Source organism: Streptomyces sp. NBC_01591 (assembly GCF_035918155.1).
Lineage (GTDB): Bacteria > Actinomycetota > Actinomycetes > Streptomycetales > Streptomycetaceae > Streptomyces.
In genome coordinates this window covers 6932203-6950406 of the sequence record NZ_CP109327.1, presented here as the reverse complement: position 1 = coordinate 6950406, position 18204 = coordinate 6932203, and the positions used below count along the sequence as shown (strand labels likewise).

Genomic DNA, 18204 nt, shown 5'->3' with positions numbered 1-18204 from the left:
GCCGGGGCAGGTTCAACGGCCGGGGCGGGTTCAGCGGCCGGGCCGTGCGGGCGGGGCAGCGTCAGCGGTCAGTGCGGCCATGTCCACGACCCGGTCGGCGGCCTCCGCCACGGCCGGGTCGTGCGTGGCCACGACCGTGACGCAGTCGTCCTGGCGGGTGCGTTCGGCGAGGAGCCCGGCCAGTTCGCCGGCCTGCGAACGGTCGACGGCCGCCGTCGGTTCGTCGATCAGCAGCAGCTTCGGGGAGAGGAAGAGCGCACGGGCCAGGGCGACGCGCTGGCGTTCGCCGCCGGAGAGCTGTTCGGGGCGGTGGCGCAGGCGATGGCCGAGACCCACCCGGGTCAGGGCCTCCTCGGCGCGGGACCGGTGTGCGCGGGGGCGTTCGCCGCTGATGTACACGGTGGCGAGCAGCTGGTCGACGGCGGCCAGTCCGGAGAGCAGGTTGCCGCTCTGGAACATGTAGCCGATCCGTTCCCGGCGGGCCTTGGCGCGCTGGGCGTCGGAGAGCCCGGCGAGGTCCTCGCCGTCCAGCAGGACCTGCCCGGCGGTGGGTCGCAGCAACGCGCCCGCGACGGCGAGCAGCGTCGACTTGCCGGAGCCCGACGGGCCGACGAGGGCCGTCATACGGCCAGGCGCGATGGTGACGTCGAGTCCGTCGAGGACGGTGGTACGGGCGTCGGCGCGGCCGAAGGCGACGGTGACGCCCGCCAGTTCGAGGCTCATCGGTCGGCTCCCAGCATGGTCAGCGGGTCGGCGTGGGTGACCCGGCGCAGGGTCAGGGCGGTGCCCGCGAGGCCGACGCCCGCGACGGTGCACATGGTGACGGCGAGGGTGGTGGCGGGCAGGCTGAACGGCACCTGTTCACCGACCAGCAGCCCGACCGCTCCGGCGAGCACGGCGCCCGCCGCGGTGCCGAGGACGACGACCAGGGACGGCTGGAGCACGGTGTGGGCGAGCAGCCGCCGGCGGGAGGCTCCCAGTGCGCGCAGCAGGGCGAGTTCGGGCTGCCGTTGCACGGTCCACACGACGAAGAAGGCGCCGACCACGAGCGGGGCGATCAGGTAGAGGAAGACCTGGATCGAGCTCATGGTGACGCGCTCGCCGGTGTAGCCGGGGGCCGCCTCGTACGCCTTCTCCCTGGTGAGGGTGGTGGTGGAGTGCCGCGCGTCGAGGGTGGTGGCCGAGGCCCCGGCCGGTGGGGTGCGCAGGGCCAGGGCGCTGAACTGATCGGGGATCGCGGCGGCCGCGGACGCCGGGGCGCCGGGAGTGCTGAAGCGGATGCGCTGCCAGGTCTTCAGCGGGACGTAGGCGACGGGCACATGGCCGTAACTGGAGGGCGGCGACGCCGAGGCCGTGACCTTCACCGCGGTCGCCAGGGCCACGGGCCTCGCCCGCAACAGCCTGTACAAGTACTTCCCCGGCCGCCCCGAACTGCTCGCCGCGGTCGTCGAGGACGCGATGCCCCGCTGGACGGACGCCATCCGGGCGGGCATGTCGGCGGCCGGTACGCCCGAGGAGAAGATCGCCGCCTATGTGTCGTCCCAGCTGGAGCTGGTGCGCGGCGGGGAACACCGGATCGCCCAGGCGCTGGCCGGCGTCCGGGACGCGGCGGTGGTACGGGAGAGCGCGGTGCGGGCGCACCGGGAGCGGCTCACCCCGCTGATCGGCGCGCTGACAGAGCTGGGCGAGGAGGACCCGCGGCGCACGGCGCTGCTCCTCCAGGGAATCGTCAACGCGGCGACGACGGCGATCGAGAACGGTGACGACCCCGCGGCGGTGACGGACCGGGCGGTGCGGATGGCCGTCACCGCGATCACCGGGGCGACTCCGGGGCGGTGAGGAACCGGGCCGGCGCGCCCGGCTACGGGACCGGTGACGGTTCCAGGCGGGTGCGGATGCCGTCGAAGTGGGTGCGCATGGCGCGCACCGCGCGTTCGCCGTCGGCCGCCGCGACCGCCTCGACCGCCTCGACGATCTCGCGGTGCTGGGCGCAGGTGGCGACCGGATCCTGATGGCCGTCGTCGAGGTCTTCACGCACCCGGTCCATGGCCGCCCAGAAGGCGTCGAGCACCTCGCTGAGCAGGTGGTTGTCGAGCGAGGCGTAGAGCGCGAGATGGAAGGCGCGGTCGGTGCGGCGTGCCACCCGGCCGCCGTCGCGGGCCTCGGCCTCCATCTTCGCGACGAGACCGCGGTCCTGAGCCATGGTGGGGCGCGCCACAACATCCTCCAGAGGTGCGATTGCCCCTTGACCGTTCGCAGGAGCATCTGTTTAAGGTGAGCCAGACATAGGACATCTTACGTCTCATGTCTTGATCCGTGCAGCTTTCTCGGGCCACGGATCGGTGCATCGACCGAGCTGGATGGAGCCCTCACCATGTCCCTGACCTCACCGCTGCACGGCGTCGTCCCGCCGGTCTGCACACCGCTCGACCCTCGGGGAGAGGTCGACACCGCGTCCCTCGCCCGGCTCGTCGAGCACCTCATCGACGGTGGCGTGCACGGGCTGTTCGCGCTCGGGTCCACCAGCGAGGTCGCGTACCTCACCGACGAGCAGCGCGCCACGACGCTGGAGACCGTGGTCAACGCGACCGACGGCAGGGTTCCGGTGCTGGCCGGTGTCATCGACACCACCACCGCCCGGGTAGTCGAGCACGCCAGGTCCGCCGCCGAGCTGGGCGCGGACGCCCTGGTCGCGACCGCGCCGTTCTACACCCGCACCCACGGCAAGGAGATCGCCCAGCACTTCCGGCGGCTGCGCGCCGCGGTCGACCTGCCGCTGTTCGCGTACGACATCCCGGTCGCCGTGCACAGCAAGCTCTCCCCCGCGCTGGTGCGCGAGCTCGCCGAGGACGGCACCCTGGCCGGTCTCAAGGACAGCAGCGGCGACGAGGGCGGGCTGCGCCGCCTGATCGTCGAGCTGGGTGGCCGCGACGGCCGCACGGACGGTCCGACGCCGCGGTTCAGCATCCTCACCGGCTCCGAACTCACCGTGGACGCTGCCCTGTTGGCCGGGGTCGACGGTGTCGTGCCGGGCATCGGCAATGTCGACCCGGCCGGATATGTGCGGCTCTACGACGCCGCACGGGCCGGGAACTGGGAGCTGGCCGCGAAGGAGCAGGAGCGGCTCGTCGAGCTGTTCGCCATGGTCGACGTCGGCCCGGAGGCGGACATGGGCCGCAGTTCCTCGGCGCTCGGCTCGTTCAAGGCGGCGCTCCAGCTGCTCGGCGTCATCGCCTGCGGTGACACGGCCTTCCCGCAGATCCAGCTGAGTGCCGAGTCCGTCGCCCTGGTCGCCCAGCGCCTGCGTGCCGCCGGTCTGCCGCCGGTCCGGTGAACGACCACTCCCGGCCACCCGCCGACGGAACCGGTGCCACGGTGATCGGGCTCGATCTCGGTGGTACGAAGATCGCCGCCGCGCTCTTCGGCCCCGACGGCACGGTCCTGGCCCTGCACACCTAGCCCACCGGGACGGCGCGGCGGCCGTGCTGGACGCGCTCGCCGGGGCGGCCGCGGCCGTCGACCCGGGGCGGCTGGCCACGGCGCTCGGCATCGCGGCGGCCGGGGTCGTCGATCCCCGTACCGGCATGGTCACCAGCGCCACCGACTCCATCAGCGGCTGGGCCGGCACCGCCCTGGGCGCCGGCCTCGCGGACCGCACCGGATACCCGGTGGCCTGCGACAACGACGTACGCGCCACGGCGGGGCCGGAACTCGCGGCGCTGACGGCGGACGCCGGACCGGGCAGGCGCTGGCCGTGCTGACCTTCGCGGGCACGGTGATCGTGGTGCTGCTGGTCGGCTTCGACGTACCGGCCCGGCTGAACCGGCTGACCGACCCGGACGCCGAGCGGGACCATCTCGCGGTGCCGCCGGCGGCGGAGCCGAGCGGGGCCCCGCACACGACGGCGGTCGGCTGACCCGACAGCGGTCGCGTGAGCGCGGGGCGGGCCTGAGCAGTGGACAACACTGCTCCGGCCCGCCCCGCGCTCACGGCTGTCCTACGGGTAGAAGTGCGTCAGCGACTCGGCCACGCAGGCCGGCTTCTCGGACCCCTCGAGTTCGAAGGTGAACGTCCGGGCCATCTCCACGCCGCCACGTGCGACCTTCTTCACCCCGGCGACGGTGGCATGCAGCCGGACCCTGCTGCCGACCGGCACGGGCGCCGGGTAGCGGACCCGGTTGACCCCGTAGTTGAGGGCGCGGCCCACACCCTCGATCCGGAGCAGCTCGGCGAACATCGGGATGCCCCAGCTGAGCACCATGTACCCGTGGGCGATGGTCCGTCCGTACGGGCCGGACGCGGCGCGCTCGACGTCGGTGTGGATCCACTGGTGGTCCCCGGAGACATGCGCGTACGCGTCGATGAGTTCCTGGGTGATCTCCTTCCAGTCGGAGTGCCCGAGGTCGCGCCCGCTCAGCGCGAGGATCTCCGGGATGCCGTTCACGGTCAGCGGCACGGCGGCCGTCCTCTCGTCTCTCTTCTCGTGGGCGGGGGTCAGACGGCGGCGGCCGCGGTGCGTGATGTGGCGACCGGCTCCACGGCCTGCTCGTCGTGGTTGGGGCGCTTGAGCAGCAGGAGCATGCATCCCAGGGTCAGCGCCACCTGGAAGACGGCGTACGCGATGACGGCGGTGATCGAGCCGGTGCGGTTCAGCAGGAACTGGCCGATGATCGGGGTCGTGCCGCCGAGCAGCGTCCCGCACAGCTGGTAGCAGAGGGAGATGCCGGTGTAGCGCAGGTGGGCCGGGAAGCGGCTGGCCAGCATGCCGGCCAGGGCCGCGTAGTAGAGGCAGTGCGGGATGGTGGCGACGGCGACGCCGAACATCGCGAGACCGTAGTTCTCGGTGCGGATCAGCAGGAACATCACCGGCATCAGGATCAGCTCGGGCACCAGCATCACGGTCACCGCGCGGGACCAGCTCTTCATGCGGGTGGCGATCAGGGCGCCGAAGGGCTGGACGATGATCTGGGTGATGTTGGCGACGAGGATGATCGTCAGGAACGAGCTGCGGTCGAAGCTGAGCGCCGAGGTGGCCCAGGACAGGGCGAACGTCGACTTGAAGTACGTGGCCGACAGACCGATCGTGCAGGCGCCGATGCCGAGGACGATCAGCATGGGCTGGGTGCGCAGGACCTCGGTCAGCGGGAGCTTGACGACTTCCTTCTTCTCGATGAGCTTGGCCATCGCCGGGGACTCGGCGACCTTCAGCCGGACGAAGAGTCCGACGATGACGAGGGCGGCCGAGAAGAGGAACGGCACCCGCCAGCCCCAGGAGACGAACGCGGAGTCGGGCAGCTGGCTGATCGCGAGGAAGCTCAGGGTGGAGAGGGTGTTGCCCACCGGCGAGCCCTGCTGGGCGAACGCCCCGTACAGCACCGACTTGCCCTTCGGGGCGTGCTCGGAGGCGATCAGTACGGAACCGCCCCACTCACCGCCCAGGCCGATGCCCTGCACCATGCGGATGCAGACCAGCAGGATCGGGGCGGCTATGCCGATGGAGGCGTAGCTCGGCAGCAGACCGATCGCGGTGGTCGAGATGCCCATCATCAGCAACGTGATGACCAGGGTCTTCTTGCGGCCCAGGCGGTCGCCGTAGTGGCCGAAGATGATCCCGCCGATGGGGCGGGCGAGGAAGCCGACCCAGAAGGTCGCGAAGGCGACCAGGGTTCCTACCGGCCCCTCCAGCTCGGGGAAGAACACCTTGTCGAAGACGAGCGCTGCCGCCGTCCCGTAGATGTAGAAGTCGAACCATTCGATGGTCGAACCGACGAAGGCACCGAATCCGGCACGGTTGGCGGCTCTTGTGCGCTCTCGCGCGCTGGCGGTGGACGCACTCATGGTGGCTCCCGTGAACGTCATTGATCGAACGGATGGCAGGGGGGACGAGAAGGGGCGTCGCCCGAGACGCCCTTCGCCGCGTGGGGATGCGTGGATGCGTGGGGACGCATCGGTGGTCCGGGGAGGGGGACTGCGGCGTGGGGGGTGATGGCGGTTACGGTGCCAGCCGGGACCTAGAACGGTCCAATACCGAATTACTGGTGCAGTGAGACGTCATGCGTCTCACTGCACCCGCGGGGCGGAAGCTCAGGCCGCGATCCGCTCGAAGACGGCGGCGAGGCCCTGTCCGCCGCCGATGCACATGGTCTCCAGCCCGTACCGGGCCTCGCGGCGGTGCAGCTCACGGGTGAGCGTGGCGAGGATGCGGGCGCCGGTGGCGCCGACCGGGTGGCCGAGGGAGACGCCGGAGCCGTTGACGTTGATGCGCTGCTCGTGGTCCTTCTCGCCGAGGCCCAACTCGCGGGTGCAGGCGAGCACCTGGGCGGCGAAGGCCTCGTTGAGCTCGATCAGGTCGAGGTCGGCGAGGGTGAGTCCGGCACGGTCGAGGGCGGCCCGGGTCGCCGGGACGGGGCCGATGCCCATCGTCGCGGCGGGCACCCCGGCGCGGGCGAAGGAGACCAGCCGGACCAGCGGGGTGAGGCCGAGGCGTTCGGCGGTGGCCGCGCTCGTGACCAGGCAGGCGGCGGCCGCGTCGTTCTGGCCGCTGGCGTTGCCCGCGGTGACGGTCGCCTCCGGGTCGGACTTCGCCATGATCGGGCGCAGCGCGGCGAGCTGCTCGGCGGTGGTGTCGGGGCGGGGGTGCTCGTCGGCCGTGACGACGGTCTCGCCCTTGCGGGTGCGTACGGTGACGGGGACGGTCTCCGCGTCGTAGCGCCCCTCCGCCGCCGCCCGGCCGGCGCGCTGCTGCGAGCGCAGGGCGAGGGCGTCCTGGTCGGCGCGGCTGATGCCGTAGGCGCGCCGGAGGTTCTCGGCGGTCTCGATCATGCCGCCCGGCACGGGGTGGTTGACGCCGCCCGCGGTGACCCTGCCCCGGGCCAGCGAGTCGTGGAGCTGGAGGCCGGGGCCCTTGATGCCCCAGCGGCCGTCGTGCGTGTAGTACGGGGCGGCGCTCATCACGTCGACGCCACCCGCGATCACGACCTCGCTGAAGCCGGCCCGGATCTGCATCGCGGCGTCGAGCACGGCCTGGAGGCCCGAGCCGCAGCGGCGGTCGACCTGGGAGCCGGTGACGGTCTCGGGCAGCCCGGCGTCGAGAGCGGCGACCCGGCCGATGGCGGGGGCCTCGGCGGACGGGTAGGAGTGCCCGAGGATCACCTCGTCGACGGCGGCGGGATCGATTCCGGTACGGGCCACGAGCTCGGCGATGACGCGTGCGGCGAGTGCGGCCGGGGTCTGCTGTGCGAACACTCCGCCGAAACGGCCGATGGGGGTACGCAGTGGTTCACAGATGACGACATCGAGCTGCTGATCGGGCACGGCGTGACCTTTCGGAGGCGGGTGGCGTGTGCCGCCGACCCTTGCACCCGGCGACTGAGTCGGTCCAATATCCAGTTCGCCCTGGTTCAAGACGTCGCGCGTCTCAATGTCGGCTTGCGGTGGTTCGGCTCCCGCCCGGTCCCGGCGGCGTGGGCAGGGCCTCCTCCGCCACGGCGAGGACCGCCCGCAACGCGGCGGAGGGGTTGTCGGCCCGCCAGGCCAGTGCCGCCTGGAGCCGGATCGGCGGGCCGGACAGGGGCCGGTAGACGAGGCCGTTCTGCTGGATGTGCTGGACGGAGGTGACGGTGAGCGTGACTCCGACACCCGCGGCGACCAGCGCCAGGATGGTGTACGAGTCGGGCGCCTCCTGGACGACGCGGGGGTTGAACCCGGCGGCCTCGCAGGCCCCGACCATCGCGTCGCGCACGGTGGAGCCGGTGTTGGCGGGGAAGGAGACGAAGGGCTCCTCGGCCAGGACGTCGATGGGGACGCTCTCCAGCCGGGCGAGCCGGTGGTCGGAGGGCAGCGCGCACACCAGCTCCTCCTCGTCGATCACCCGGTACGCCACCCCCGGCTGGGTCACCGGCAGCCGGACGAACCCCAGGTCGAGCGAGCCGTCGGCGACCCGGTCAAGGGCGACGTTGGCGTAGGTCTGCCCCTTCATGACCAGTTCGAGGGCGGGGTGGGCGGCGCGCACCGCCCTGGTGAGGAGCGGCAGCGTGTCGTGGCTGGAGGCGCCCGCGAAACCGATGGTGACCCGCCCGTACTCGCCGCGGCCCGCCGCCTTCGCGGCGCGCACCGCGGTGTCGAGGTCGTCGAGGACGGTACGTACCGGCTGGAGGAAGGACTCCCCCGCGCTGGTGAGCCGCACCGACCGGGTGTTGCGTTCGAAGAGCTGGACGCCCAGTTCCTTCTCCAGCTGGCGGATCTGCTGGCTGAGCGGCGGCTGGGCCATCTGCAGCCGTTTCGCGGCCCGCCCGAAGTGCAGCTCCTCGGCCACGGCGACGAACGCGGACAGATGACGCAGCTCCATGCGCGCTCCTTCGGCCGCCGGTCGTCGCCGACCGGACCCACTGATCCGATTCATTAATCAGACGTCTTGATGCGACCTTAATTTGGTATTGGACAGCAATCAATAGCCGCTGACACGGTGGGGCGACGCGCATACCAGGACGCGCCAGCAGAGCCGGAGGAGCACCGTGGCCACGACGGACCGGAAAGACAAGACGATGTCGATGAAGGCGGCGATCGCCGCCTTCGTCCACGACGGCGGCACCGTCTGTCTCGAAGGGTTCACCCATCTCGTCCCGACCGCCGCGGGTCACGAGATCATCCGCCAGGGCCGCCGGGACCTCACCGTGGTCCGGATGACCGCGGACATCGTGGTGGACCAGATGATCGCCGCGGGCTGTGTCTCGCGGCTGGTCTCCTCCTTCGTCGGCAACTCCTCCGCCGGTTCGCTCGGCGAGCTGCGCCGCCGCATCGAGACCGGCGAACCGGCGCCGCTCGCCTTCGAGGAGTACAGCCACTACGGAATGATCTGCCGCTACCTGGCCGGTGCGCAGCGACTGCCGTTCCACCCGCTGCGCAGCTACGGCGGCAGCGATCTGCCGTCCGTCAACAGCGGTCTGCGCAAGGTCACTTCGCCCTACCCCGGCCCGGACGGCGGACCCGAGCAGATCTACGTCGTACCGCCGGTCAACCCGGATGTGACGATCATCCACGCCCAGCGCGCCGACCGCAGCGGCAACACCCAGATGTGGGGCCTGACCGGCATCCAGGCCGAGGCGGTGTACGCGGCGGACAAGGCGATCGTCGTCGTGGAGGAGATCGTCGACGACGAGGTGGTCCGCTCGGACCCGAACCGTACGCTCGTCCCCGCCCACGCGGTCGACGCGGTCGTCGTCTGTCCGCGCGGCGCCCACCCGTCCTTCGCACAGGGGTACTACGACCGGGACAACGCCTTCTACCGCGCCTGGTCGCACATCAGCAAGGACCCGCAGCGACTCCAGGAGTGGCTGGCCGAATGGGTGCTCGGGACGGCCGACCACGCAGAGTACGTCGACAAGCTCGGCGAGGAGTTCTGGGCGGGCCTGGCGGTCGGCGAGGCGCTGAGCCTGCCCGTGAACTACGGGCGGCGGCTGTGAGCCTGCGGACCGGACGGGCGACGGAAACGGACCACGAGAAGGAACGCGCCATGACCATCACCACCACCGCACCGGACACCACCAACTCCTCGGAGCCGGCGGACGCCGTCACCTCCTCGGAGCTGCTCTCCGTCGTCGCCTCCCGTGAACTGGCCGCGCGCCGCACCGTGTTCGCCGGCATCGGCCTGCCGACGCTTGCCACCGAGCTGGCGCATCTGACGGTCGCCCCGGAGATCGAGGTCGTGTACGAGTCCGGGGTCTGCGGCGCGCACCCCTCGCACCTGCCGGAGACCATCGCCGACGCGGTCCTGATCACCGGCGCCGAGGCGGTGCTGTCGATGCCCACGCTCTTCGGCTGTGTCCTCCAGGGCGGCCACATCGACGTGGGCTTCCTGGGCGCCGCGCAGATCGACCGGTGGGGCAATCTCAACACGTCCGTGATCGGCGACTGGGACAGCCCCTCGGTCCGGCTGCCCGGTTCCGGCGGCGGCATCGAGGTGATGGCCAACTCCCGTGAGGTCTTCGTCGTGATGCGCCGCCACAATCCGCGTTCTTTCACCGAGACCCTCGACTTCTGCACCACGCCCGGCCCCGACCGGGCGCTGACCGAGGGCATCCGGCCGCTGGGCGCCGGTGTCACCCGGGTCATCACCGAGCTGGGCATCCTGGCCCGCACGGGCGTCGGCGAGGAGCTGAGGCTGGTCGCCGTCCACCCCGGCGTCACCGTCGAGCAGGTACGGGCGGCCACCGGCTGGGACCTGAAGGTGGCCGACGAGGTCGGGACCGTACCGCCGCCGACCGCGGCCGAACTCCGGCTGCTGTGTGAGGACGTGGACCCGGAACGCGTCTATCTTCGCTGAGACGGTTCACATGTCACAGCCGTTCGGTTGGACGGATCACATGTCACAGCCGTTCACCGAGACAGGTCACATGTCACAGCCGCTCTCGACCGGACGGATCACATGTCACACCCCGAGAGGACCGCAACCACCATGCGTATCAGGATCGTCGGCGCCGGGGCCATGGGCCGCGGCATCGCCCAGTGGGCGGCGACCGCCGGACACACCGTCGAGCTGTGCGACGTGCGCACGGAGGCCTTGACGGCCGCCGTGGACTTCGTACGGTCCATGCTCGAACGGGCCGTCCAGAAGGGCCGGATGTCCGCCGAGGACCGCGCCGCCGCCCTGGAGCGGCTGATCCCGCTCGACGACCCGTGGGCGCAGGGCCCGGAAGTCGAGCTGGTCATCGAGGCCGTGCGGGAGGACCTCGGCACCAAGACGGAGGTCTTCGGCAGGCTGGAGCAGTCGCTGCCCGCGACGGCCGTCTTCGCGACCAACACCTCGTCCCTGTCGGTCACCCGGATCGCCGCCGAGCTGAAGGACCCGACGCGCCTGGCCGGGCTGCACTTCTTCAATCCGGTACCGCTGATGAAGATCGTCGAGATCGTGCCCGGCGCGGCCACCCGCCCGGAGATCCCGCCGGCCCTCACCTCGCTCGTCGAGAGCTGCGGCCACCGCGCGGTCACCGTCGCCGACACCCCCGGCTTCCTGGTCAATCACGCCGGGCGCGGGCTGGTGACCGAGGCGCTCGCGCTGCTGGAGGAGACGGCCGGCGACCCGGCCGACATCGACCGGATCGCCCGCGACGTACTGGGCCTGCGCATGGGCCCGTTCGAGCTGATGGACCTCACCGGGCTCGATGTGACGGCCGCGGTGATCGACTCGATCTGGCAGGGCTTCCGGTACGCGGACCGGCTCCGCCCCTCCTACCTCACCCCCAACCGGGTGGCGGCCGGGCTGCACGGCCGCAAGACCGGGCACGGCTGGTACGCGTACGGTCCCGAGGCGCCCTCCCCCGCTCCGGAGCCGCCGGTCACCGGCGACCCGGGCCGTCCGGTGTTCGTCCACGGCCCCGAGGGGCAGGACCGGGACGCGGCCGCGCTGCGGGCGGCGCTGACCGCCGCGGGTGCCGTCGTCGGGACCGGCGACGAACCGTCCGCCGACGCCCTGGTGCTGGTTCCGGTCTGGGGCACCACGGTGGCCGAGGCGGTCGCCGGACACGGGCTGCCCGCGGGGCGCACCTTCGGCGTGGACCCGTTGCCGGCGGCCGGCCGGCGCCGGGTGCTGGCCGTGACCCCGGCGGCGGACCCGGCCGCCGCGCGCGACGCCCGCGCAGTGCTGGCCCGCGCGGCGGAGGGCGAGGAGCCGTGGGCGGTCTCGGTGGTGCGGGACACCGCGGGCTCGGTGGCCCAGCGGCTGCTCGCCTCGATCGTGTCGGTCGCGGCGGGGATCGCGGAGCGCTCCATCGCCGCCCCCGCCGATATCGACCTGGCCGTCACCGCCGGACTCGGCTACCCCGTCGGCCCGCTGGCCTGGGGCGACCGGATCGGCGCGGACCGGATGCTGGAGCTGCACCGGGCGCTGCACCGCACGACGGGCGATCCGCGCCATCGCCCGAGCCGCTGGGTCACCGAACGCGCCCAGCTCGGTCTCGCACTGACGGACCCGGGCACGTCACCCGCCGACTGCACGGCCGACGGCACGTCCGCGTAGGAGCGGGTGGGGGGTGCTGCCGGCCACCTGCGGCACCCCACCTGCGGCCCCGTTCTCACCCGTCCTCGCGGATGTCCGTTTCGTACAAGACCCGCGCCGGGGACCGGCATACGGTCGGAGCATGACTCCACGCATGGACGCGATCGGCATCGTCACGGCGGATCTGGCCGCATCGCTCACCTTCTACCGTCGGCTCGGTCTCGGCATCCCCGCCGGAGCGGAATCCGCACCCCATGTCGAAGTGACGCTCCCTGGGGGGCAGCGACTGATGTGGGACACCGAGGACGTCATCCGCTCGTTCGAACCCGAATGGACCGCGCCGACCGGCGGGGACCGCCTCTCGCTGGCCTTCCTGTGCGACAGCCCGGCAGAGGTCGACGCGGTGTACGACGACCTGACCGGAGCGGGGTACCGGGGACATCTGAAGCCATGGGACGCGGTGTGGGGGCAGCGTTACGCGACGGTCCTCGACCCGGACGGCTGCTCGGTGTCGTTGTTCGCCGCCAACGGCTGAGGCCCCGGGCCGGGCGACTACCGGCCGAGGTAGGCGGTCAGGGTGGTCCCGGTCAGGTCGCGCATCTCCCGGGCGAGATGGGCCTGGTCGGTGCAGCCCGCCTCGACCGCCGCCTCGGCGTACGGCGTCCCGGACCGCGCGAGGGCCAGCGCGCGTTGCAGCCGCAGTACCCGGGCCAGCGTCTTGGGCCCGTAACCGAAGGCCGCGAGCGAACGGCGGTGCAGCTGGCGGGCGCCGAGACCGGCCCGGTGCGCGGTGTCCGCGACGGACCGCCCGGCGCCGAGCCGGTCCGCGACGTACCGCATCAGCGGGTCCGGCGGTGCGGTGTCGGCCGCCCGGCGCAGCGCGATGGCCTCCAGCGCGGCAGCCGGGTCGGGGGCTTCGACGAGCTGCTCGGTGAGCTCGCGGACCCGGCCTCCGGGCCACAGGTCCGCCAGCTCGACGCGACGGTCACGCAGTTCGTGCGCCGGCACACCGAGCAGCGCGGGGGCGGTGCCGGGTGCGAAGCGGATGCCGGTGCACTGCCCGCCGGTCGGGGCGGACGGCGTTGCGGCACGGGTGTCGGGGCCTGCCACGAGCAGCCGTCCGCCGATCCAGAGCAGGTCCATGCATCCGTCGGGCAGCACCGGATGGACCGCCCCCGTCGGCACACTCAGCGTCCACACGATCGCACCGTCGAACCGCGACGTCCGCTCTTCGTACCTGTCGCCCATACCCCACACGCTAGTCTCGTCGGCGTACGGAATCGGCTTCCCGGGGGCGGTCATGACGGCACTGATGGAGTTCACCACCGAGAGCGGTGCGACGGTGACGGTCGAGGTCGACCGTCACACGCAGGGCGCGCAGCTGGTCGCGCTGGGCGATGACAACACCCTGGCCAGGGCCGGGCGTACGTTCGACAGCGCACTCACGGGGATCCGCTCGGCGGCCGAGTCCGCGCTCGCGGTGTTCCGGGACGGCGCCCTGAAGCCGGACGGTGTGGAGCTCGAATTCGGGGTGAAGATCACGGCGGAGGCCGGGGCGGTGATCGCCAAGAGCGCGGTCGAGGGCCATCTGACGGTCAAGCTGTCCTGGTCCCCCGGTGCGACCCCGGCGGTTCCGGCCGCGCCGACGGCGCCGGCCGTTCCGGCACCCGCGCCCGCCCCTTAGGGCCTGTCCGGCGGGCAGGCCCTGGCGGGCACGCTCAGCCGTCGGACGCGTTGTCCGACTTCTCCGGGTCCGGCTTGTCCGGGTCCGGCTTGTCCTGCTCCTTGTCGCGGCTCGGCTGCAGCCTGGACTTCACGTCGTCCGGCGGCAGGAACTTCGACCAGCGCTCCGGGAATTCGGAGGGCATGTAGGGGCTTTCACCGCCGTCGTCATCGTCCTCGTCGTCGTCCCAGTCCTCGTCCTCCTGGTGCTCCGCCTGCGTCCGGGCGACGAACTCCGCCGCCTGGGCCGCGCGTACCCGGTCGTTCGCCGCGCGGGCGGCGGCCGTCGCCAGCGAGGGCCACACCCGGTCGATGGCCGCGTTCACCGCCGCTCCCACCAGCACCGCGAACGCGGAGATTCCGATCCACAGCAGGACGGCGATCGGGGCCGCCAACGAGCCGTAGATCGTGGGCCCCTCGACCGTACTGGTGAGGTAGATCCGCAGCAGGAAGCTGCCGAGCACCCACATCGCGAGCGCCACCAGCGCACCCGGCATGTCCTCGATCCACGGCGAACGGACCGGTACGGACACGTGGTAGAGCGTCGTCAGGAACGCGATCGACAGCAGGATCACCAGCGGCCAGTACAGGATGCTTATGAGCTCGGTGCCCCACGGGACGAACTCCACGACCCGGTCGGGGCCGACGACGAGCAGCGGCAGCACGACGGCACCGAGCAGCAGCGCGACGACGTACAGCAGGAAGGCGAGCAGTCGCGTCTTGACGATGCCGCGCTGGCCGTCGAGGCCGTACATCACGGTGATCGTGTCGATGAAGACATTGACCGCGCGGGAGCCGGACCAGAGCGCGATCGCGAAGCCGATCGAGATGACATCGGGCCGGGCGCCGGTGGTGACGTCCTCCAGCAGTGGCTTGGCGAAGTCGTTGACGCCCCGCTCGCTGAGCACGGTCTGCGCGGCGTTGAGGATGTTGCGCTCGATGGAGGCGACCGTGGTGGTGCTGGTCCACTCGTCGACGTATCCGAGGAGCCCGATCAGGCCGAGGAGCAGGGGTGGCAGGGACAGCAGGGTGAAGAACGCCGCCTCGGCGGCGAGCCCGAGAATGCGGTACTCCATGCACGAGTTGACGGTGTCCTTGAGCAACTGCCAGGCCATCTGCCGCTTGGATACGTTGCGATAGAGGACTCGGGCCCGGTGGAGCCGACCCGATGGCCGCTCGGGTGTTTCATTTGCTGCCTGCACGTCCTTACCGTATCGGCATGGCAGCCACCACCCACACCGTGTCCAACCAGGTACCGCCGCTGACCGGCTACGACGTCTTCGCCGCCGACCGGGCGCTCACCGAGGCGGTGAGACGTCACATGTCGCCCGAGCTCCTGCCCGAAGTCCGGGGCGAGCTCGGTGAGCTGGGCCGCTCCGCGGGCTCCGCGCAGGTGCAGGAGTGGGGTGCGCAGGCGAACGCGAATCCGCCGGCGTTGCGTACCCACGACCGATACGGGCATCGCATCGACGAGGTCGATTTCCATCCGGCCTGGCACCGGCTGCTCGGCCACGCGGTCGCCGCGGGCCTGACCGACGCCTGGGGCAGGCCCGGCGGCCATGTACGGCGGGCGGCCGGCTTCCTCGTGTGGACGCAGGCCGAGGCGGGGCACGGCTGCCCGCTGTCGATGACGCACGCGGCGGTGCCCGCGCTGCGCACCGACCCCGCGCTGGCCGCGGAGTGGGAACCGCTGCTCACCTCGGCGGTGTACGAGCGGGAGCTGCGGCCCGCCGCGCAGAAGGCCGGTGTGCTCCTGGGAATGGGAATGACGGAGAAGCAGGGCGGCACGGACGTACGGTCGAACACGACCCGTGCCGAGCCGCTGGCCGCGGAGGGCGAGTATCTGCTCACCGGGCACAAGTGGTTCTGTTCGGCGCCGATGTCGGACGGCTTCCTGGTGCTGGCGCAGGCGCCCGGCGGCCTGACGTGTTTTCTTCTGCCCCGCGTGCTGCCCGACGGCACCCGCAACACCTTCGCGATCCAGCGGCTCAAGGACAAGCTGGGAAACCGGTCGAACGCGTCGGCCGAGGTCGAATTCGACGGTACGTGGGCGCGCCGGGTCGGCGAGGAGGGGCGCGGGGTGCGCACCATCATCGGGATGGTGGCGGCGACCCGGCTGGACTGTGTGGTCGGTTCGGCGGCGCTGATGCGGCAGGCGGTGGCGCAGGCGATCCACCACTGCACGTACCGCAGCGCGTTCGGCGGGGTGCTGGTCGAGAAGCCGCTGATGCGCAATGTGCTGGCCGATCTGGCGTTGGAGTCGGAGGCCGCGACGGTGCTGGCAATGCGGCTGGCGGCGGCGTACGACGACGGGTCCCAGAGCGAGCGGGCCTTCCTGCGGATCGCGGTACCGGCGGCGAAGTACTGGGTGACCAAGCGGTGCACGCCGGTGGTGGCCGAGGCGCTGGAGTGTCTCGGCGGCAACGGGTACGTCGAGGAGTCCGGGATGCCCAGGCTGCTTCGCGAGGCGCCGCTCAACTCCATCTGGGAGGGCGCGGGAAATGTGCAGGCGCTGGACGTGCTGCGGGCGCTGCAGCGTGAGCCGATGGCGCTGAACGCGTTTCTTCAGGAGGTCGGCAGGGCGCGCGGAGCCGATCACCGGCTGGACGGGGCGATCAAGCACATGCTGACGGAGCTCGCCGATCTGGAAGGGATCGAGGCGCGGGCCCGCCGGCTGGCCGAGCGGATGGCGCTGGTGCTGCAGGGTTCGTTGCTGGTGCGGTGGGCGCCGCCGGAGGTGGCCGACGCGTTCTGCGCCGCACGGCTGGGCGGGGACCGGGGTGCGGCCTTCGGCACACTGCCGCACAGCCTCGATCTGGCATCGATCGTGGAACGGGCGCGGCCCGTCACGCACTAGGGTCTTCCGTTTGGATCAGACCGGAGCTGTCCGCGGGTGAACAGCAACGGAGGGTGGTGCTGCGCCGACACGGCACCACCCTCCATGCTGTGCACACCGAACAGTGGAACACGGGCTCCGCCGCGCGGTGTTCCACCACTCTCATACGGGCCTGCACCCTCTCGCCAGAGTTGCAAAGGGTTGCAACCATTGTGCGGAGTGCGCGGTGCCGGGGCCCGCGCAGCGGCAGGATGAGCCCGTGGATCGTCGAGCCGGCCCTGGCATGTGGGGGGAAACGAGAGTGGAGACAAGCGCCTCCGGGGTGACGCGACCGGCTGTCCCGCAGTCCGCCCGGGCCACCCGCGCGGTCCACCGGGCCAGGGAGGCCACGCTCGTCGGCGACCGCCCGGCGGTCGCCCCGCGGGCCGAGATCGGTGCCTCGTGGAACCGGGTGCTGAGCAGCGGCATGGATCCGGACCAGTCCACCGAGAGCGTGCTGCTGGATGTGGACGAGATCGAGCACCGGCGCCGGAGCTCGACGCTGGGCGAGGTGATGCCGCTGCTCGACGACGGCCTGGTCTCCCTGGCGGACGCCGCCCAGCAGATCATGGTGATCACCGATGTGGAGTGCCGGGTGCTGTGGCGCCGGGGCAACGCGGGGGTGCTGCGCCGGGCGGACGACGTGTGCCTGGCGGAGGGCGCGGCCTGGGCGGAGGAGAGCACGGGGACGAACGCGATCGGTACGGCGCTGGTCTCCCGCGTCCCGGTGCAGGTCCATTCCGCGGAGCACTTCGTCCGCATGCTGCACAACTGGACGTGTGCGGCGGCCCCGGTCCGTGACCCGCGCGACGGCAAGGTGATGGGCATCGTCGACATGAGCGGCCCCGCGTCCACGTTCCATCCGACGACGCTCGCCCTGGTCAGTTCGGTCGCCAGGCTGGCGGAGAGCGAGATCAGGAACCGGCATCTGCAGGCGATCGACCGGCTGCGTTCGGTGGCGGCACCGCTGGTGTGCCGGCTGGGCGGCCGGACCCTGGCGGTGGACACCCACGGCTGGCTCGCCGCGGTGACCGGGATGCCGCCGGTCGACCGGCTGCCGCTGCCCAAGTCGATACGGCCGGGCCGGGTGTGGCTGCCGTCGCTCGGCATGTGCCGGGTCGAGCCGTTGCCCGGCGGCTGGCTGCTGCAGGTCGCGGACGGGCCTTCGGACGGGGCGCCGCAACGGGTCGTGCTGGATCTGAGCCGGCCGCGCGGTTACACGGTCAATATGGTGGGCGCGGTGGGCACCTGGACGCAGCGGCTCTCGCCGCGCCATGCGGAGCTGCTGTACGCCCTGGCGCTGCACCGCGAGGGGCGTACCGCCTCCGAGCTCGCCCAGGACATCTTCGGCGACGCGACCCGGACGGTGACGGTACGGGCGGAGATCTCACGGATGCGCCGCCATCTCGCCCAGGTGCTCGCACACCGCCCGTACCGCTTCGGCGACGACGTCGAGGTGGAGGTGATCCACCCGGACCACCCGGCCGATCTGCTGCCGCACTCGACGGCTCCGGTGGTGGTCAGGGCGCGTACGGCCGACTAGGACGTTCCGGATCCGGGCCGTTCCGGATGTGGGCCCGCACCGTCGGCGGGCGCGCTCCGTCGGGCATCCCGC

At 71.9% G+C, this 18204-nt stretch carries 16 protein-coding genes and 4 pseudogenes; 11 read left to right on the top strand and 9 right to left on the bottom strand.

The window, feature by feature from the left end; all coding sequences use genetic code 11:
• Nucleotides 1-30: 30 nt before the first annotated feature.
• Entirely contained in the window at nt 31-723 is a 693-nt protein-coding gene (locus tag OG978_RS31890; RefSeq protein ID WP_326768509.1) for an ABC transporter ATP-binding protein, read from the bottom strand.
• Nucleotides 720-1382, bottom strand: coding sequence for an FtsX-like permease family protein (locus OG978_RS31885; protein WP_442817775.1), 663 nt, complete (start codon nt 1380-1382; stop codon nt 720-722). Before OG978_RS31885 ends, OG978_RS31890 begins: the two co-directional genes overlap by 4 nt.
• On the opposite strand from OG978_RS31885, the gene OG978_RS31880 reads away from it, so the two are divergent.
• Nucleotides 1354-1839 carry a TetR/AcrR family transcriptional regulator gene (locus tag OG978_RS31880; RefSeq protein ID WP_326768508.1) on the top strand — a complete coding sequence of 162 codons (486 nt, stop codon included), beginning with the start codon at nt 1354-1356 and terminating at the stop codon, nt 1837-1839. The genes OG978_RS31885 and OG978_RS31880 overlap by 29 nt on opposite strands.
• 22 nt (nt 1840-1861) lie before the next feature.
• Here the strand turns inward: OG978_RS31880 and OG978_RS31875 are convergent.
• A pseudogene (locus OG978_RS31875) lies at nt 1862-2194 on the bottom strand (FCD domain-containing protein); the annotation flags it as partial.
• Between the two features lie 180 nt (nt 2195-2374).
• Between OG978_RS31875 and OG978_RS31870 the strand changes: the two are divergent.
• From OG978_RS31870 to OG978_RS31860, 3 genes and pseudogenes are all read left to right on the top strand, one after another.
• Complete coding sequence (locus OG978_RS31870; protein WP_326768507.1) at nt 2375-3334, top strand: dihydrodipicolinate synthase family protein; 960 nt, start codon at nt 2375-2377, stop codon at nt 3332-3334.
• Nucleotides 3331-3737 (top strand): annotated as a pseudogene (locus tag OG978_RS31865) (ROK family protein); the annotation flags it as partial. The gene OG978_RS31870 and the pseudogene OG978_RS31865, both read left to right, overlap by 4 nt.
• A pseudogene (locus OG978_RS31860) lies at nt 3728-3916 on the top strand (MFS transporter); the annotation flags it as partial. The pseudogenes OG978_RS31865 and OG978_RS31860, both read left to right, overlap by 10 nt.
• 81 nt (nt 3917-3997) lie before the next feature.
• Here OG978_RS31860 and OG978_RS31855 read toward each other — a convergent pair.
• The 4 genes from OG978_RS31855 to OG978_RS31840 form a co-directional block, all read right to left on the bottom strand.
• Nucleotides 3998-4456: a MaoC family dehydratase gene (locus tag OG978_RS31855; RefSeq protein ID WP_326768506.1), complete on the bottom strand. Its 459-nt coding sequence runs from the start codon at nt 4454-4456 to the stop codon at nt 3998-4000.
• 38 nt (nt 4457-4494) lie between these two features.
• Nucleotides 4495-5838 (bottom strand): MFS transporter, encoded by a 1344-nt coding sequence (locus OG978_RS31850; RefSeq protein WP_326768505.1) that lies wholly within the window; start codon nt 5836-5838, stop codon nt 4495-4497.
• A gap of 246 nt (nt 5839-6084) precedes the next feature.
• Entirely contained in the window at nt 6085-7314 is a 1230-nt protein-coding gene (locus tag OG978_RS31845) for an acetyl-CoA C-acetyltransferase (RefSeq protein ID WP_326768504.1), read from the bottom strand.
• 103 nt (nt 7315-7417) lie between these two features.
• Nucleotides 7418-8347: a LysR family transcriptional regulator gene (locus tag OG978_RS31840; protein ID WP_326768503.1), complete on the bottom strand. Its 930-nt coding sequence runs from the start codon at nt 8345-8347 to the stop codon at nt 7418-7420.
• A 196-nt stretch (nt 8348-8543) separates the two neighbouring features.
• On the opposite strand from OG978_RS31840, the gene OG978_RS31835 reads away from it, so the two are divergent.
• The 4 genes from OG978_RS31835 (at nt 8544) to OG978_RS31820 (ending at nt 12527) form a co-directional block, all read left to right on the top strand.
• On the top strand, nt 8544-9461 hold the full coding sequence (locus tag OG978_RS31835) for a CoA transferase subunit A (protein ID WP_326770231.1): 918 nt from the start codon (nt 8544-8546) through the stop codon (nt 9459-9461).
• A gap of 50 nt (nt 9462-9511) precedes the next feature.
• Entirely contained in the window at nt 9512-10321 is an 810-nt protein-coding gene (locus tag OG978_RS31830) for a CoA-transferase subunit beta (protein ID WP_326768502.1), read from the top strand.
• A gap of 132 nt (nt 10322-10453) precedes the next feature.
• Complete coding sequence (locus OG978_RS31825) at nt 10454-12013, top strand: 3-hydroxyacyl-CoA dehydrogenase (protein ID WP_326768501.1); 1560 nt, start codon at nt 10454-10456, stop codon at nt 12011-12013.
• 121 nt (nt 12014-12134) lie between these two features.
• Complete coding sequence (locus tag OG978_RS31820; protein WP_326768500.1) at nt 12135-12527, top strand: VOC family protein; 393 nt, start codon at nt 12135-12137, stop codon at nt 12525-12527.
• A 20-nt stretch (nt 12528-12547) separates the two neighbouring features.
• Here OG978_RS31820 and OG978_RS31815 read toward each other — a convergent pair.
• A pseudogene (locus tag OG978_RS31815) lies at nt 12548-13240 on the bottom strand (DUF6597 domain-containing transcriptional factor); the annotation flags it as partial.
• Between the two features lie 52 nt (nt 13241-13292).
• Here OG978_RS31815 and OG978_RS31810 point away from each other — a divergent pair.
• Nucleotides 13293-13676, top strand: coding sequence for a CU044_2847 family protein (locus OG978_RS31810; RefSeq protein WP_326768499.1), 384 nt, complete (start codon nt 13293-13295; stop codon nt 13674-13676).
• A 34-nt stretch (nt 13677-13710) separates the two neighbouring features.
• On the opposite strand, the gene OG978_RS31805 is transcribed toward OG978_RS31810, so the two are convergent.
• Complete coding sequence (locus OG978_RS31805) at nt 13711-14829, bottom strand: YihY/virulence factor BrkB family protein (RefSeq protein WP_442817856.1); 1119 nt, start codon at nt 14827-14829, stop codon at nt 13711-13713.
• 104 nt (nt 14830-14933) lie between these two features.
• Between OG978_RS31805 and OG978_RS31800 the strand changes: the two genes are divergently transcribed.
• Both OG978_RS31800 and OG978_RS31795 read left to right on the top strand, forming a co-directional pair.
• A complete protein-coding gene (locus tag OG978_RS31800) occupies nt 14934-16571 on the top strand; it encodes an acyl-CoA dehydrogenase family protein (protein WP_326768497.1) in 1638 nt (545 codons plus the stop codon).
• Between the two features lie 262 nt (nt 16572-16833).
• On the top strand, nt 16834-18132 hold the full coding sequence (locus tag OG978_RS31795; protein WP_326770230.1) for a helix-turn-helix domain-containing protein: 1299 nt from the start codon (nt 16834-16836) through the stop codon (nt 18130-18132).
• Nucleotides 18133-18204: the final 72 nt, after the last annotated feature.